The sequence below is a fragment of the Rickettsia endosymbiont of Gonocerus acuteangulatus genome (assembly GCF_964026435.1).
Taxonomy (GTDB): domain Bacteria; phylum Pseudomonadota; class Alphaproteobacteria; order Rickettsiales; family Rickettsiaceae; genus Rickettsia.
This window is the reverse complement of sequence record NZ_OZ032147.1, coordinates 613,426-629,062: the sequence shown is the minus strand read 5'-3', so window position 1 is coordinate 629,062 and position 15,637 is coordinate 613,426. Positions and strand designations below refer to the sequence as shown.

The window sequence follows — 15,637 nt, the reverse complement described above, 5'->3', positions numbered from 1 at the left end:
ATGCATTTTCTAGATGAAAGCTTTTGGCTTGCTATTAGTTTTATAATTTTTGTATATTTAATTTATAGACCAGCAAAAAAAGCAATTTTAAAATCTTTAGACACGAAAGTTTTAGAAGTACAAGAGAGAGTTCTAAAAGCTGAAAAATTAAAAGATGATGCAAAATTATTATTTGAACAAACTGAAGAGCAAATAAAAAATTTAGAAGCTTTGCAACTTCAAATGACCAAAGAAAATAACGAAATCACAAAAAAAATAGTTCAAGAGAAAACTAAAGAAATTGAAGAATTTTTAGAGCATAAGAAAGTTGAAACTATTAAATTAATTGAAAGCCAAAAATTATTAGCAAGTAAAGAATTACAAGATGAATTTTCTGATGAAGTTGTTAAACTCGTTTCAGAATATTTTCACTCAACCAAAAATAATAATCTCTCAGAAACTGACATAGCTAAGAATTTAATGGATAAAGTATAGCACATTCCATAAGGTCGATACAAGCGAATTTGAAAGTAATTGCACGGTATCATTGGGGTATATCATTGGGGAGCGACAGCAGTTAATAATACGTGAGTAGGCATTGTCTGCGTGGATCAGTTTTTCAGTCTGAGCTAAGGAAATTACGAAGTAATTGACGAAGCAATCCAGCCAAAAAATGCTATAAATTAGCATTTTTTATTATTTTTTCTGGATTGCCGTACTCGCTTCGCTCGCTCGCAATGACGACTTTCGATCCACGCGGGACAAGCCTTAAGCGGGAATGACTATAGAATAATAACTGTCCGGTACTATTATATCACTGCCTAATTAGTCTTTTAGAACTCGGTAGAGTATAGTTTGAATCAGTTGTACGATACGGGCAAATATCAATTCCGCCTCGTCTTGTATATATTATATAGATAGAAAGAAATTCAGGATTTATAGCATTTTTGATATCAGTAAAAATACGCTCTGCACATTGCTCGGCAAATTCATTAAAATTTCTAAAAGATATTAAATATTTTAGAAGTGCATCGTGTTTTAACTTTTTTCCTTTATATTTTATAATTATTGTCCCCCAATCCGGTTGCCCTGTTACTAAACAGTTTGATTTTAATAAATTAGAATTAAGTTCTTCCTCTACTAAAACATCTTCATGTTTAATCAAGCTATTATTGGGTGGACCATATTCACTACATTCTATATCTAAATCATCGATGTTAATGCCGGTTGGAGTACCAAATTCTATTTTTGTATTTATAGGAAATATTTCTCCTGTCACTTCGACATGTGTAGCCTTACTTAAATCTTGCAAAACAATTCTTTTTAACTCATCGACGGAATCAACAGCAAAATTATTAAAAGAATTAAGATATAACTTTACTGATTTAGATTCTACGATATGAGAAGAAGTTGTTGGCACAAAAAAAGTAAAGATCGCAACACAAGGCTTGCCTTTTTTATCAAGCCAAGATAGCTCATAAGCATTCCAAACATCTATGCCAAAAAATGGAAGCTTATCATTAACTAGACCTAATTCTTTACGATTATCTATGCGTGGGATTTTAAATAATAAAGTTGGATCATAAGTATCTTTATAAGTACTTTTTTTACCAAGAGCGGAATTAGATAATGTCATAATATATTAAGTAAATGAAAAGTTTTTTTGTCATTGCGAGGAGATACGTAGCATTGATGCGGCAATCTCAGGAGTTTTATACCACCAAAACTTATGCTATGTTTGATATAATGCCCATGAATTAAGGGATATTATGAAGTGCTTCACTATAAAACATTGCTGTGTAATAAGAGTTTTTAGCATATTTGCTATAACATAGCGTAAGTTTTGCCACTTCATGAGATTGCCACGCAGCCTACAACTGCTCGCAATGACGACTTAGTATTCATGCAACAACACCTATTTCTAAATGAAAAGACACTATGCTCCTTGGGCTAAAGCTTCCTTATGTCCATGTCCATTCTCATCATACTCTTTTAACATATAACCGCGTCCCCAAACTGTATCTATATAGTCTTTACCACCAGCAGCATCACTTAATTTCTTACGCAATTTACAGATAAATACATCAATGATCTTCGTTTCAGGTTCATCAAGACTACTATATAAATGATTTAAGAACATCTCTTTAGTTAAAATTGTTCCTCTACGCAATATTAATAGTTCTAAAATAGCATATTCTTTATTGGTTAAATGTACTTTTTTACCGTCAATTTCAACACTTCTAGTATCTAAATTTACACTGACTTTATCTAATCTAAATACTGATGCAGCATGCCCTTTAGAACGTCTAACTATAGCTTTAATTCTAGCGATTAGCTCTTCTCTAACAAATGGTTTAGTTAAGTAGTCATCAGCTCCTGAAGAAAAGCCAGTAATCTTTTGATCTGTATCAGTTAAGCTAGATAAGATTAAAATAGGGGTTTTTATTTTTGCTGCACGCAATCTTAGTAATATTTCGAAACCATTAATATCAGGTAACATTAGATCTAAAATCATCAGATCATACCTACCAAGTTTACCTAATCTTAAACCTTCTAAACCAACCGAAACTTTATCGCAAACTATTCCTTCTGAAGCTAAAGTAAGCTCAATTAGATTAGCCATTTCTGGTTCATCTTCAATTAATAAAACTCTCATTTTATTTTCTCCTAAAATTCAATTTTTATGTTTGTGCTATAATTTAATTACAGTTAATTATTGTTAACTAAATTATAATTTTTTATTAGTGCTTTATACATTTATTAGCAACGTAGGTAAAGAATTTTTAATTATGATTGATAAAATTTTTACTATTAAAGTATGTCTGTGATTTAAAAACCATGCCAATTAATTAAGTAAAAGGTAAGATTTCATAATACTTAAGCGGTTTTTAGTTCTGATGCTCTGACATTTTCTTATGGTACAAAGCTCCGAAATCTATCGGGTCAATCATTAAAGGTTGAAATCCCGCATCTTGAGTACAACTTGCTATGATTTTTCTAGCAAATGGAAATATCATTGCCGGACAATGGACTGATAGCAAAATTTGATGTTGCTCAGGAGCAATATTAATTAAGTTAAATACACCTGCATATTTTAGCTCTACTTGAAATAATTTATATTTCTCATTTCTTGCTACTGCTTCAATATTTAATTCGACTTCATAAAAATTTTCTTCTGATAGATTAGTGATATTTATATCAAGAGACAAATCAATTTGAGGTCTATGTTCTAAAGCTGTCAAAGAAGATGGAGCATCAGGATTTTCAAGAGATAGGTCTTTTATATATTGTGCATTAACAGAAATATGAGGCATCGCCTCGTTTGCGTCGGTATTTATTGTATTCATAAAATCCTTTATTAAGAAAAATGGTTATTAAATATATTATAAAAAATTATACTTTATGTTATCTTGGGGTAAAAATTAACATACTTTTATATAAAATAATTTACATGTATCTTGCAACAAAAAAAGTAACAATTATGTTAATGGTAGAGTTACACCTAATTGTTTCATATATTTTCCTTGACGATCTGCATACGATAAGTCACAAATTTGATCACCTTTTAAAAATAAAAATTGACAAGCTCCCTCATTTGCATAAATCTTAGCTGGCAGCGGTGTAGTATTTGAAAACTCTAGAGTTACATGCCCCTCCCATTCTGGTTCTAGAGGCGTAACATTTACTATTATACCGCATCTTGCATAAGTAGATTTACCAACACAAATAACTAATACATCACGTGGTATTTTAAAATATTCTACAGTTCTTCCAAGTGCAAAGCTGTTAGGCGGGATAATGCATACATCTACTTCTCTATCAACTAAATTATATTTATCAAAATTTTTAGGATCAACCATAGTAGAGTTTATATTTGTGAATATTTTAAACTCATTTGATACTCTAGCATCATAGCCGTAAGAAGATAAGCCATATGAAATAATTTTTTCTGAATCTTTAACCCTTACTTGCTTTTCTGCAAAAGGCTCAATCATTTTATGATTTATAACAGCTTCCCTTATCCATTTATCCGACATTATAGACATAGTAAATATTATTATTTAGTTAAACTATAAAATATAATTGATAATTATTTTTAATACAAAGTAATTATGTTTATTTAAAATTGTAATTGCTTTAACTTTAAACCACTTTAATAACATAAGTTGTAATAATACAACATTATACATCTATAAATAAATAATTACAAATTAAAATTTGTTTATTTATTGTAAGTTTTAAAAATTATATTATATTTAGCATAAATTATATTTAGCCGCTATAACATAATAACCTTAATTATAGCATATAGTTTCACAAATATATGAGGTTTTAAAGTGAAAAAGTTATTATTAGCAAGTATTATTGGTCTTGCATCTACTACCAGTTTTGCCTCAGGAAGCACAACTCCTGTCATTTCTAATTCTGATACTGAAATAAAATTAGAAGGTTTTTATCTATTTGAAAGTGGTTTCTCAAATCAAAATCGTTTAGGTGAATTTGAAAATTTAAGTGATAATAGGAAAAAAATAGCGTTTTATACAGAGGCAGCATTTGCAGCTACTATAACTAAAACTATAAATGATGTAATAGGTGGGGTTAAAATAGTATTGCAACCTGCTACAAGAACAAAAACATCTACATCTTATAATGGTTCACACATCTTTATTGAGACTAGTTATGGTAAAGTAGAACTCGGTTCTCCTTATGACGCAGGTAATAAGCTTCGTATTACCGGTGGTCAAGTAGTTGCTGGAACAGGCGGATGGTGGAGATATGCTAACCTCACTAGCAAATACATGCAATATAATAATTTAAAACCTGATTTTGATACCAGCCCTAGTTTTTATATAGAATCATTTTCTAACAATTTTGATGAATTTAATGCTAGAGCTGAGGCAGCTAGAAAAATTAGTTTTTATACCCCTAAAATGAAAGGTTTCCAAGCCGGTATATCTTATACCCCTGATTCTGCTAACGCAGGTGGTAATAAAAATTTAAATAATGTGGCATTTGATAATTCAGTTACCGGTCTTACTAAAGTTAACACTGGCATAAAGCGTTACAATGTAGAAAACGGTCAAGTTATTACTATTAATCAAAATGTTACAGATTCAGTATCTGGTGGTTTAACTTATGAACACGCACTTGGTGAAGATGCAGATTTAAAATTATCCGTTACTGGTGAATATGGTAAACCTGCTCGCCTTGCTGTTCGTTCCCAAGGAACAGGCAAAGAATATACTGTATTAAAACCTTATAAACTATCTAACTTAAAAGCTTATAATCTTGGGGCAGTTTTCACATATGGTAATTTCTCATGTGGTGCTTCTTATGGCAATCTAGGAAAAAGTTTAACAACTCCTGACTACCATAAAAATGGTCGTAATACTTATTATTACAACGGAGCTATCGCTTATGGTCAAGGTCCTATAAAAACAAGCCTTAGCTATTTTAAATCTTCAAGATATAAGAACACTGTGGATACTATAACTGTAGCTACAGAATATAAAATTATGCCAGGTTTATTACCATATGCAGAAATTTCACATTTCCAAGCTAAAGGTAAACCAGTATATTATCCTGAAGCTCCTAATAAGAAAACTAAAGGTACTGTTGGTTTAATCGGTACAAAACTTAAGTTCTAATATAAAGTCATTGCGAGGAGAAACTGCAAGTTTCGACGCGGCAATCTCATAAGGTAGTATAAAATTCCTGAGATTGCAACAAAGCTTCGCTCCTCGCAAGGCATTGCCTGCGTGGATCGAAAAACACCCTCGGTGTCATCTAGTTGTTTGGGAACTAGATCCAGAAAATAATAAAAAATACTAATTTTATTAGTATTTTTAACTGGATCTAGTTCATAAATCACGGGATAAAAGGGGAGAATGGGCTTTGTTCGGAAGGGTAATAAAAAAGGAAGGGTAGTATGTAGAGAATACCATATAATATTCTGGAATAGATAAGTTATAAATTAAAAATGCCATACAAAGAAAGAACAAAAACAGGTTTGCCAAGAAAAATAGATAAGCCGAGATATAAAATAACCAATTGGTCACAATATAACGATAGTTTAAGAAAAAGAGGGATGGTCAGCCTGTATTTCCCTGAAGGTGATTTAGAGTCTTTGTTCATTAATACACAACCTTACATAGAGGGAGAATCTGGGAGGACAACGACATACCAAGTACCATATATACAACTAATTTATACATTATATCGTTTATTTGATTTCGGGCAGCGTCAAATAACAGGTTACTTTGAGGGACTTTGTTCGGAAGGGTATCTGTTGGTCTTTTTTAGACGTAATTATCCTATTTTGACTGCGACACATTTACCGAATGAATTCCATAAATTTATAATATTGGTAATAACAATTGTTTCATGTTTTTGTGATGATATTTTTTTAGTTAATAGAGATGAACCAATACATCTCTTAATTCTTGAAATTTGAGCTTCAATTCGTGCCCTAATTCCATAACAGTATTTTTTATAAAATGCATAAATGTTACCTTTCTTACTAATATAACTTACAACCTTATCATGCCATATGGTGTTATCTTGACCATATATCTTAGCATTACGTGGGGGAGGCATTACTGGCGTAATACCGCAATTACTTAATTTCTCAACTCCTTCAATACTATAGTAAGCACCATCAGCAATTACTCTATCTACCGATATATTCTCTGGTATTAAGGACTCTAGCATCTCTATATCAGCAGTATAGCAATCAGTAATCTCAACATCATGAATATTCATTGCAGGATCTATAGAAATATGCATTTTCTGCCATGGCTTATTCTTACAGACTTTATTGTATTTTGTTTCATACTAGTTACTAGCTGTATTAAATCTAAGACCTGTGCTATCTAGTATCAGAGATATAGCTTCGCCATTCTTGATACGCACAGCAAGTTTATTGCAAAACTGTTTGACCTCTAATGGTATCTGTGAAAATAAATCACATAGATGACCAAAACTTGGTACTGGAATCTCAAGACCCTTGCCCCGCCATAGATCCTCAAAGTAACCTGTTATTTGACGCTGCCCGAAATCAAATAAACGATATAATGTATAAATTAGTTGTATATATGGTACTTGGTATGTCGTTGTCCTCCCAGATTCTCCCTCTACGTAAGGTTGTGTATTAATGAACAAAGACTCTAAATCACCTTCAGGGAAATACAGGCTGACCATCCCTCTTTTTTTTAAACTATCGTTATATTGTGACCAATTGGTTATTTTATATCTCGGCCTATCTATTTTTCTTGGCAAACCTGTTTTTGTTCTTTCTTTGTATGGCATTTTTAATTTATAACTTATCTATTCCAGAATATTATATGGTATTCTCTACATACTACCCTTCCTTTTTTATTACCCTTCCGAACAAAGCCCCTATCACCCCAACCCTAATAAAGTTGAGGGCGTATCGTTTATAGTAGATACAACCATATTGGCGTGAGGTTTCGACACCCCAAAGCAGCCTCAAAAAGATTCTAGGCAAAACTTCAAATAAGTCAATCTGATTTTGTAAGTCTTATTTAATTATAATAAACTCAGTTGAATTTTGTGGATTCCGTGGCGGGGTCACGGAATGACAGGTGAAAATGATCCATGCAACAAAGTTGACTTGTCCATAGGATGATAGAAGCCAATTTCATGAGGTAGTATAAAATTCCTGAGATTGCCACGCTCATTTCATTCGCTCGCAATGACAGAGAAAAGATCAATGCAACAAATGGATTAGATATTTAACTCCCTGAAACAGTAGAATAAATACCATTTTCTTTTTTAATAATATCATATTGCCTTTGGGCTATTCCATCAACAAAATGAATATTGCCAGATAAACCTATATATGGTTGTCTACTATTTATTCTATTTAAAAATCTGCTTAAATCGAATTCATTTCCTATGAAGCTGGCAGTCATATGTCCTAAATCATAGGCAAGTAAATGCATAAAACCCATATGATTAATTCCGAGAGCTTTTGCTCGCTCAGAAACATTACTGTTAAGGGTATTTAATGAGCCAGTAAAACTAATATCAATATTTTCTGGATAATCTACATCAATGCGGTTATCACCAATTAATATAGCTTTTTTATCTAAATTATATTTATTAATACTACCAGCAAGTAGGCTTAAATTCTTTGGATCATCTGATATATAAATAATAGGCTTTGTTGTATCGCTGCGTTCATTTATAATATCGGTATTATCCGAAACATTTTTTACAGCCTTTGCAATAAATTCAGGATTATCTTCATAAAATTCAGTAAGTGCTAAGGTGGCATTTTTCTGAATCAAAATATTTTGCATAACTTGACTAACAGTTTGAGAGTGTTTGCCTGTAGGCAGTAATGCCATAAAATCCTTATGACTACTTCCATAATAATTAACGATTCGGATTAGCTGCTTTAAAGGTGCATGACCAAATACGAATAATTTATCATCTGCAAGAGCTGGATTATTTGACATAGTTATTATAACAATATTATTGGCTTTGGCTTTTTCGGCTATTAAAGAAGTAAAGTTAGAATATAAAGGACCTAGGATAATTTTAGTTTTACGTGCTACTATTTTATCCATAGCAGCTAACACATTTTTTTCATCTGAGCCATCATATGATGTAACATGGATATAAGACTTTACTCCATCATTAAGACCCATTTTAATCAAATCTTTATATTGCTTACCAACAATACCATCAGGACCTTGGTTAGGCATTAAAATTGCAATCTCAATTTCTTTCTGTGCTTTTTTTACAGGTACAATAGTTTCTTCTTTGGAAGTTTGACAGGATGATAGATATAAGGAACAAAAAAACATTAAAATGATTTTTGCAAAGTTTCGTGTTATACTAGCCATAATATTACTACAAGATTAAAAAATTATGTTTTTAAAAGCGGGATTATATATTGTTTCGACACCGATTGGCAATTTTGAAGATATCACACTTCGTGCTATATCAACCCTAAAAAACTCGGATATTATCTTATGCGAGGATACTAGAATATCACAAAAATTGCTAGCAAAACATGACATTTGTACTAAATTACAAGTTTATAATGATCATAGTGACGAGAAAGACAGAGAAAATATTATAAATCTAATAAAAGCAAATAAGATAGTAAGCTTAATTTCTGATGCCGGCACTCCTTTAATTTCTGACCCTGGGTATAAATTAGTACGAGATTTAAGATCGCTAAATTTCCACATAGATGTAGTGCCTGGTGTGTCTTCACCAATCACTGCATTAACTTTGTCTGCTCTACCTACTGATCGCTTTCTATTTTGCGGATTCTTACCTAAAACTACAGAAAGTAAGAAAAAGCTCTTTACTGAATTTGCAGATATCCGTGCTACGCTAATTTTCTTTGAGGCTGCACCCCGCTTAATAAACACTTTATTAATAGCTAAGGAAATACTTGGAAATCGTGAAATATGTGTAGCACGTGAACTTACTAAGCTTTATCAAGAAACAAAAAATGTAAATATCGATGAAGTAATAGCATTTTATCAAAATAATACTCTAAAAGGCGAGATAGTATTACTAATTTCGGGGGTTTTACAAGAACAAGAAGAAAAGCTGGAACTTGATTTAATAGGGTTTATAGAATCATGTTTAAGTAAAGATTTAAGTGCTAAAACTACTACTGACCTTGCTTATGAAAAATTTAAAAATACATATAGCAAAAAAGAAATATATAGATTGGTAAATAAGCAAAAGAGCTAATATAAATTTACGGTAGAACATTTACCTTAAAATATGGTATAATTAAACAATAAGTAAAATAAAAGAGATTTGTACAAAGTTAATCCGAGAGTAGATTTAGCATTTAAAAAAATCTTTGGAGTGGAAGAGAACAAAGACTTATTGATATCTCTTATTAATTCAATAGTAAGCAGTGAAGATCAGATAAAAGAAATAATATTACAAAACTTACGCTATGTTTGGTTCTAAATATCGTAAAGATGGAGAACGCAGCTGTTGTTGCATATAGTCATCTAAAAGCCCTAACTTTATTTGGTAAACCGTTTTACCGATTGTATTTGCAGTCCTTTTGAGAAATGCCCAAACTAAAAATGCCCAACTAATATGATTACGTTGAATACGCTGTTTCCTGCATTGACAACGTTCTATCCCAGTAAGTTGCTTAATTTCTCTGTGCATGCTCTCAATTACCCATCGAAAGCCACACTCATCTTGTGCAGCTTTAGAAGATTTTTGAGTTTTGTTATTGGTAACAACATACTCAACTCTGTTGGTAGGAACAGTAAATTTAAACAAATTAACATGCTTATTTTTAGCAAAGCCTTTTATATGAATCTCTACTCCATGCCTGATCTCTTCATCTGAAAATGTCAACTCTTTTACAGCTTTATAAGGTTTAGAATCGTGTGTTTTACTAACGTTTCTATTGGCTTTAATAGGGGCATAATAATATTTCCCCAGAGAGTCAACATGTTGCATAATTTTGTGTGTAGAATACCATGTGTCAAAAAGTACTGTTTGAAAAGGAATCTTCTTGCTATAAACAGCATTATTTAACATGTTTAATAGGTGTTCTAGTTTTGTTGCTCCATCATGATCAGGTGCAAAAATTCGATAATCTATTACCCAAAACTTATTAATATCAGGGTTATAATATACCAGACTCACTACTCCTATACCTTTAGTAACTCTACCTGTAGCTCCACTGTACTGCGATCTTGCAATTTCTATTTGCTTCGTATTCCTTTTATTTAAAACCGTATCATCAAATATTGTATATCCATTAGATGAAAAAATAACATCATTCTTGATGTGTTCCCATAACAAAGAAGGTGTATATTTTTCATTCCTTAAAAATCTATTAATAACATCATGACTACATTTCTTTGCATGTTCAGCGTAGTAGGTTAAACTATCAAAACTTACGCTATGTTTGATATAATTCCTATAAATTAAAGGATATTATAAAGTGATGCACTGTAAAAACATAGCTTTGTAGTAAGGGTTTTTAGCATATTTGCTATAACATAGCGTAAGTTTTGCTATGTTGTTAGTAAGATACTAAAATTATAATTGTAATATTTTGTCTTGCTATATCTTATTCATTGCTTTTTAGAATAATTTTTGAGCAAAATTACCAACTGACCACCACTTTATTTGTGTCTTGATTTTTCAGTCCATTATATCTTACATGAATCTCATAACTTAACCAACCTACCGGCCCTCAGCCGGTAGTAGTTGATTAAAAGTATTACATCCAATAGGATCGTTTTCTTTTTGAGCACTATAATAGTTTTAACACTATGACTTATTTGCTTAGAATAATCAAAATTAAACGTTCCATTATTAAATGATTGTTCGTTTAGATTTCTAAACCAATATTTTATTTCTGCTTCTGTTGCATTTGCTGGTGGTACTGATGGAGATTTTTCAGGATATTGTGCTGTACTATGGCATGATAGGCATGAAGAGTTTTTATTATCTATGGGGCCATTAAGTCTACCTAAATATCCTAAAGAGTTTGTAGATACATTAGGATTGATCCAACACTCTGATAGTTTTTTTCTATTCTCGTAACTTGATGTAAAATAATTAGGATCATTACCCCACGTAATACCTACTAATTTCATATTAAACCATGGGTTTTCATTATTCATAGTATTATCATAAATAAATGTACCTGCAACCCATCCTGTTTCCTTTGAACGCCTATCTTTAACTAAAAAGTCAATTTGAAATAATCTCAGTTGTTTAAATACTTTTGGCGTACCTTTGTTATTCTGATTAATATAACCAGTCTAGGTAATACTGTTTTTAAGAGTTGGGATATCTTCTGGTGTGGCCTCTGTAAATACTAATTTTGCACTAACTGTACCATCTAGGAATATACCTTTGGTAATATCGGGTTTGTTGATATCTCGCCATACCTGTCCATATGTGTAAGCTCCGTGTTCATTAATAATAGAGATTGCCCAATTTTGTATTATAGATTTTTGCTTACTATGTAACTCACCGGGTTTAAATGATCTCTCTCTGGTTAAACCGTGTACCAATTCTCTACCAGTAACCCCATAATGCATCCATGGTGCATGATACCAATTAGCAATCTTATTACAGTGCAAATCAAAATCACAGTTAATATTGCCATTATATATATTTTAACACTGTATAACCATATTTTGATGGCTCCTCTTTAAATGATATGTGTTGCCATGGTTTTTCTGTATTATGAATTTTAGTTGGATAGTTAACCTTAATTTAAAAGATCCTATCGTTATAACCTAAAGGTATTTTATCACATGAAGATATCACTGTTGAATTAGCATGTGCAATAATATTATCAAATATAAAAAGTAATAGTATTATTATATAATAACCTTTGGTTATATTATTACCTTTAAATTGTAATAATCTTTTCTTATAACTCATCACTATTAAGAAATACGTATTCATAATACTAAATCTAGGTTTTTGTTTAGGTAATTTCTACTTCCCCTAATAAATCAATGATGTCTTGAGCATCATCAACTTCTGGATGATTAGCATAATAGGATATTATTTTTTCTTTTATATTAGGCTCAATTTGCTCATTATATAAAGGAATGTCATATTTATTTAGCATCTTGTACATATATGGATGTAATATACATTGTTTTTCATCAATCAAATAAATCGGTCTATGATATAACAAACTTTCGACAGTACTACTTAATTCCATATCTTCACATTTTTTTAGAATATTTATTTTAGTATTTATATCTGCCTCTAATTTAGTATTAAACACAGCAAATTCATCTGAAATGCTTTTTATAAATTTTACTATTTGTTCTCGTGTATATGTTATACTATTATCGTTAATAATATGAGAAACCATACCAGGAGTACAGTTTATAGAGTTTATAAAGAAGATGCACTGATCTGTATATTGTTCTAAACTTAGATCATTTATTATAGTAGAAAATGCTAATAAATTGTTATTATCTTCAAACACCACATTTTTAAATATATGAGTTAAATGTTTTGCATTTATCCAATTGTGATATAAAACATTCCTTAGCTCCCAGTAAGTATTTAATCCTATATATTCAAAATTAATATCAAGACATGCTATATGCGAATCTTGAAAATCTTTAATCATAGAATTCATGCCATCTTTTCCTAAATGCTGGGAAGTGAGAATAAGGTTTATCACTTGCGTGTTTTTGAGACCTGTAGCTAAAGCTTGTGCTCCATCTTTTCCTATACTTTTTTCATTCAAAACAAGATGTATGATTTGAGTGTCTTTCAGACATGCAGCTAGTGTTCGTATTCCTTCGCTACCTATATTATTATAACTAAGATTAAGATATGCAATCTGAGTATCTTTTAAGCAGTTAGCTAAAATTTCTGCTCCTTTGTCTTTTATACTATTACCACCTAGATTAAGATCTATAATTTTACTATCTTTAAGAGATTCACCCAGAGTATGCACTTCTATATCGTCTACATCATTAGAACTAAGATCAAGGTCTATAACTTTGCTACCTTTTAAACCTTGAACAAAGATTTGTATTCTTTGGTCTTTTTTATAACTTCTGAAGGTAGCATAGAGGTGAAGGTGAGTAATTTGTGTATTTTTCAATCCTTTAGCTAAAGCCATTGCTCCTGCTTGATCTATACTGTTTAAACCTAGATTAAGATTAGTAATCTGAGTATTTGCTAAAGATTCCGCCAAAGCTCTTATTCCTTCGTCTCCTATTAAACTTTTGTACAAGTTAAGATATTTAATTTTGGTATTTGGTAATACTATAGCTAATGCTTTAGCACCGTCATCCTCCATTCTACTCTTGCGAAGATTAAGAGACATAATATTAGTTCTATCCAAAACATTTGCTAAAGCCTTAGTTCCTTCTATCCCTATTCTATTATAACTAAGATCAAGGTTTGTAATTTGAGTATCTTTTAAAATTTGTGCTAAAAAAGGCATAATTTCTTTTTTCATTTTATAAGCATGCAAACTAAGATGTGTAATCTTAGTATTTTTTAATTTTTCAACTAGTGTAATTACTGCATCCCCTATATTATCAAAGCCAAAATTCATATTAAGATGTGTAATTTTTGTATCCTTTAAACCTTCAGCAAATGCTTGTATCCCATCATTATCTATACTATTTTCAGAAAATTTCAGATGTGTAATTTGAGTGTCTTTTAACCCTTGTACTAGTGTTTCACCTCCTTCTTTTGTTATTCTATAATGACTAAGGATTAGAGAGGAAATGTGAGTATCTTTTAATTCTTTAATTAAGATTTCTGCTGTTTCCTTATTTATAATTTTATAAAACTTGCTATTTAATGATATAGACAACATAAATACACTTTTAACATTAATATGACTTGTTTGTTCAGATAAATATTCAAGGTACAAGATTTCATTATTCTTTTCAACAGCTAACTTCTTACTATCCTTAAAAGTTTGCATAGGAGTTTTTCCATAACAATATTTACCGGAATGAGGTCTTTCATTATTGAAACAAAACTTACGCTATGAGTAAAAAAGTGATAAATTATTGTAAAAATAATCAAAACTTACGCTATGTTTGGTTCTAAATATCGTAAAGATGGAGAACGCAGCTGTTGTTGCATATAGTCATCTAAAAGCCCTAACTTTATTTGGTAAACCGTTTTACCGATTGTATTTGCAGTCCTTTTGAGAAATGCCCAAACTAAAAATGCCCAACTAATATGATTACGTTGAATACGCTGTTTCCTGCATTGACAACGTTCTATCCCAGTAAGTTGCTTAATTTCTCTGTGCATGCTCTCAATTACCCATCGAAAGCCACACTCATCTTGTGCAGCTTTAGAAGATTTTTGAGTTTTGTTATTGGTAACAACATACTCAACTCTGTTGGTAGAAACAGTAAATTTAAACAAATTAACATGCTTATTTTTAGCAAAGCCTTTTATATGAATCTCTACTCCATGCCTGATCTTTTCATCTGAAAATGTCAACTCTTTTACAGCTTTATAAGGTTTAGAATCGTGCGTTTTACTAACGTTTCTATTAGCTTTAATAGGGGCATAATAATATTTCCCCAGAGAGTCAACATGTTGCATAATTTTGTGTGTAGAATACCATGTGTCAAAAAGTACTGTTTGAAAAGGAATCTTCTTGCTATAAACAGCATTATTTAACATGTTTAATAGGTGTTCTAGTTTTGTTGCTCCATCATGATCAGGTGCAAAAATTCGATAATCTATTACCCAAAACTTATTAATATCAGGGTTATAATATACCAGACTCACTACTCCTATACCTTTAGTAACTCTACCTGTAGCTCCACTGTACTGCGATCTTGCAATTTCTATTTGCTTCGTATTCCTTTTATTTAAAACCGTATCATCAAATATTGTATATCCATTAGATGAAAAAATAACATCATTCTTGATGTGTTCCCATAACAAAGAAGGTGTATATTTTTCATTCCTTAAAAATCTATTAATAACATCATGACTACATTTCTTTGCATGTTCAGCGTAGTAGGTTAAACTATAATTCTTTTGGCTAACTATTAAAAATTGACAATAATCTGTCCTATTAATTGGTATTGCTTGCAACTTTATCCTCTTTGACATGTTTAATTATTTTTACAATAATTTATCACTTTTTTACTCATAG

The 15,637-nt window shown here is 31.0% G+C and carries 16 protein-coding genes and 1 pseudogene; 4 read left to right on the top strand and 13 right to left on the bottom strand.

Going from position 1 to position 15,637, the window contains the following annotated elements:
• Positions 1-474, top strand: a complete 474-nt coding sequence (locus AAGD55_RS03860; RefSeq protein WP_341792208.1) for a F0F1 ATP synthase subunit B — start codon at positions 1-3, stop codon at positions 472-474.
• A 319-nt stretch (positions 475-793) separates the two neighbouring features.
• On the opposite strand, the gene queF is transcribed toward AAGD55_RS03860, so the two are convergent.
• The 4 genes from queF to dcd all read right to left on the bottom strand — a co-directional run bounded on the left by queF (position 794) and on the right by dcd (position 4,025).
• Positions 794-1,615, bottom strand: coding sequence for an NADPH-dependent 7-cyano-7-deazaguanine reductase QueF (gene queF / locus AAGD55_RS03855; RefSeq protein WP_341792207.1), 822 nt, complete (start codon positions 1,613-1,615; stop codon positions 794-796).
• A gap of 300 nt (positions 1,616-1,915) precedes the next feature.
• A complete protein-coding gene (gene ctrA / locus AAGD55_RS03850; protein WP_341792206.1) occupies positions 1,916-2,635 on the bottom strand; it encodes a response regulator transcription factor CtrA in 720 nt (239 codons plus the stop codon).
• 232 nt (positions 2,636-2,867) lie between these two features.
• The gene (gene secB / locus AAGD55_RS03845; protein WP_341792205.1) at positions 2,868-3,326 is read right to left on the bottom strand and encodes a protein-export chaperone SecB; all 459 of its coding nucleotides are present in this window, start codon (positions 3,324-3,326) and stop codon (positions 2,868-2,870) included.
• Positions 3,327-3,458: 132 nt separating this feature from the next.
• On the bottom strand, positions 3,459-4,025 hold the full coding sequence (gene dcd / locus AAGD55_RS03840; RefSeq protein ID WP_011477948.1) for a dCTP deaminase: 567 nt from the start codon (positions 4,023-4,025) through the stop codon (positions 3,459-3,461).
• A 291-nt stretch (positions 4,026-4,316) separates the two neighbouring features.
• On the opposite strand from dcd, the gene AAGD55_RS03835 reads away from it, so the two are divergent.
• The gene (locus AAGD55_RS03835; protein ID WP_341792204.1) at positions 4,317-5,627 is read left to right on the top strand and encodes a porin; all 1,311 of its coding nucleotides are present in this window, start codon (positions 4,317-4,319) and stop codon (positions 5,625-5,627) included.
• 661 nt (positions 5,628-6,288) lie between these two features.
• Here AAGD55_RS03835 and AAGD55_RS03830 read toward each other — a convergent pair.
• The 3 genes from AAGD55_RS03830 to AAGD55_RS03820 all read right to left on the bottom strand — a co-directional run bounded on the left by AAGD55_RS03830 (position 6,289) and on the right by AAGD55_RS03820 (position 8,852).
• Positions 6,289-6,765, bottom strand: a complete 477-nt coding sequence (locus AAGD55_RS03830; protein WP_341792203.1) for a transposase — start codon at positions 6,763-6,765, stop codon at positions 6,289-6,291.
• 48 nt (positions 6,766-6,813) lie between these two features.
• Positions 6,814-7,287 (bottom strand): transposase, encoded by a 474-nt coding sequence (locus AAGD55_RS03825; RefSeq protein ID WP_341792202.1) that lies wholly within the window; start codon positions 7,285-7,287, stop codon positions 6,814-6,816.
• Between the two features lie 446 nt (positions 7,288-7,733).
• The gene (locus AAGD55_RS03820; protein ID WP_341792201.1) at positions 7,734-8,852 is read right to left on the bottom strand and encodes a penicillin-binding protein activator; all 1,119 of its coding nucleotides are present in this window, start codon (positions 8,850-8,852) and stop codon (positions 7,734-7,736) included.
• 25 nt (positions 8,853-8,877) lie between these two features.
• Between AAGD55_RS03820 and rsmI the strand changes: the two genes are divergently transcribed.
• The gene (gene rsmI, locus AAGD55_RS03815) at positions 8,878-9,720 is read left to right on the top strand and encodes a 16S rRNA (cytidine(1402)-2'-O)-methyltransferase (protein WP_341792200.1); all 843 of its coding nucleotides are present in this window, start codon (positions 8,878-8,880) and stop codon (positions 9,718-9,720) included.
• A gap of 120 nt (positions 9,721-9,840) precedes the next feature.
• Positions 9,841-9,948 (top strand): hypothetical protein, encoded by a 108-nt coding sequence (locus AAGD55_RS03810; protein ID WP_341792510.1) that lies wholly within the window; start codon positions 9,841-9,843, stop codon positions 9,946-9,948.
• On the opposite strand, the gene AAGD55_RS03805 is transcribed toward AAGD55_RS03810, so the two are convergent.
• From AAGD55_RS03805 to AAGD55_RS03780, 6 genes and pseudogenes are all read right to left on the bottom strand, one after another.
• A complete protein-coding gene (locus AAGD55_RS03805) occupies positions 9,928-10,845 on the bottom strand; it encodes a transposase (protein WP_341792509.1) in 918 nt (305 codons plus the stop codon). The two genes, AAGD55_RS03810 and AAGD55_RS03805, sit on opposite strands and share 21 nt — an antisense overlap.
• A 332-nt stretch (positions 10,846-11,177) precedes the next feature.
• Complete coding sequence (locus tag AAGD55_RS03800) at positions 11,178-11,636, bottom strand: hypothetical protein (RefSeq protein ID WP_341792199.1); 459 nt, start codon at positions 11,634-11,636, stop codon at positions 11,178-11,180.
• A 141-nt stretch (positions 11,637-11,777) separates the two neighbouring features.
• A complete protein-coding gene (locus tag AAGD55_RS03795) occupies positions 11,778-12,059 on the bottom strand; it encodes a hypothetical protein (protein WP_341792198.1) in 282 nt (93 codons plus the stop codon).
• A 395-nt stretch (positions 12,060-12,454) separates the two neighbouring features.
• Positions 12,455-13,618, bottom strand: coding sequence for a hypothetical protein (locus AAGD55_RS03790; protein ID WP_341792508.1), 1,164 nt, complete (start codon positions 13,616-13,618; stop codon positions 12,455-12,457).
• A gap of 756 nt (positions 13,619-14,374) precedes the next feature.
• Positions 14,375-14,488: pseudogene (locus AAGD55_RS03785) on the bottom strand (IS481 family transposase); the annotation flags it as partial.
• 56 nt (positions 14,489-14,544) lie between these two features.
• Complete coding sequence (locus AAGD55_RS03780; RefSeq protein ID WP_341792197.1) at positions 14,545-15,594, bottom strand: transposase; 1,050 nt, start codon at positions 15,592-15,594, stop codon at positions 14,545-14,547.
• Between the last annotated feature and the right edge of the window lie 43 nt (positions 15,595-15,637).